The sequence below is a fragment of the Pseudomonas sp. HMSC057H01 genome, assembly GCF_001836405.1.
Lineage (GTDB): Bacteria > Pseudomonadota > Gammaproteobacteria > Pseudomonadales > Pseudomonadaceae > Pseudomonas > Pseudomonas aeruginosa.
Genome location: NZ_KV828521.1, coordinates 1 through 1,176 on the forward strand (window position 1 = coordinate 1; position 1,176 = coordinate 1,176).

2 protein-coding genes are annotated in these 1,176 nt (G+C 68.9%); both read right to left on the reverse strand.

The window, feature by feature from the left end; genetic code table 11:
- Positions 1–712 precede the first annotated feature (712 nt).
- The gene (locus HMPREF2581_RS28960; protein WP_016254208.1) at positions 713–922 is read right to left on the reverse strand and encodes a hypothetical protein; all 210 of its coding nucleotides are present in this window, start codon (positions 920–922) and stop codon (positions 713–715) included.
- Between the two features lie 63 nt (positions 923–985).
- On the reverse strand, positions 986–1,176 hold a 191-nt coding region (locus tag HMPREF2581_RS28965), incomplete at its 5' end, for a hypothetical protein (RefSeq protein ID WP_168173301.1).

The following is a 1,176-nucleotide window of genomic DNA, read 5'->3' on the forward strand; positions in this document are numbered from 1 at the left end:
GATGGGCTGGCCGCACCGCGCAGCGGTCGCAACAACGTGGAGAACCTGGAAGCGAAAAGAATTTGCTGCGCGAGGAAGCCGCGCAGCGGCGGGGAAATTGTTTTCGCTGGAAGGTTGCGGCCATGAAGCCCAAGGCGCAGCCGTGCCACCGCCAGGATTCACAACAACACAAGGACGTACTGGCCGCCCGCTCCCGAATGGAGGCATGGCCGACTCGGCATCCCCGCGCGACGGCTTCACCGGCCTGCGCCCTGACACGGGCAAGGACAACACCCGGAGACAAGGCCGCAAGCGCCCCTGACGTAGCAGGCGGCCTCTTGCGTGAGGCGTGGCGTGGAAGCTCCATTGCAGGGTCGGGCGGTGTGTCGGTGAGCCGCCCTTCGTGACGTACAGGCGACGAACCGCCAGCGTCGAGGACGGCACGCTTTCGTGCAACCTGCCGCAGCAAGCCGGGGCGTAGCCCCACAAGTCCCGCCCATTGCGGCGGGGCGCGTTCGGCATGTCGTCGGCGCTGTGCGCCGACGCACTGATGGCTTCGCGGGTTTCCCGCGCACAAGGGCGCTTGTGCGCCGCCCCTTCGCCACCTGCCCGAAGGCGGCGAAGGGGCGTTCTGGCTTTGGGCTTGGAAACCGGGCGCGGCCACCGCCGCGCCCGGATTTTGCGTCTCCCCCGCGCCCAAGTCGGAACGGCATGGGCGTGGGGCTGATCGTGGTTATTCCTTCGTTTCGACAATCCACCACACGGCACGCGGCAAGGCGTGGCCCGTGATGGGGTGAATGTCGGTGAGGTCGGCGCGGGCTGACCAGCCCGACGGCGGACGGTAGCCGCGCACGTCGCCATCGCCATGCCAGCGGCGGGCGCGTACTGTGCCGGGGGCGTAGATTGCCGCCATGCGTGGGCGGCGGGTGGTGGTGCGGGTCATGGGGGTGTTCTCCTTCCAGCGAAGCGCCCCGGTCGAGGCAGGGGCGCTTGCTGTCGGTGCGGGTCAAGCGGCCAGCGCCACGGCGGGTTCATCCGCCATTGCCTCGGCTTCCTCCGGGGCGTCGTCCTGCGCCTGCGGTTCTGCCTGCGTGGTTTCCTGCGCGCCTTCTGCCTTGAAGATGGCGGGCATCCATCCGCTGCCGTTCGCCAGCCGCTCGGCCTCGCTGGCAATGTCGGCCTTCTTCAACTTCGCCA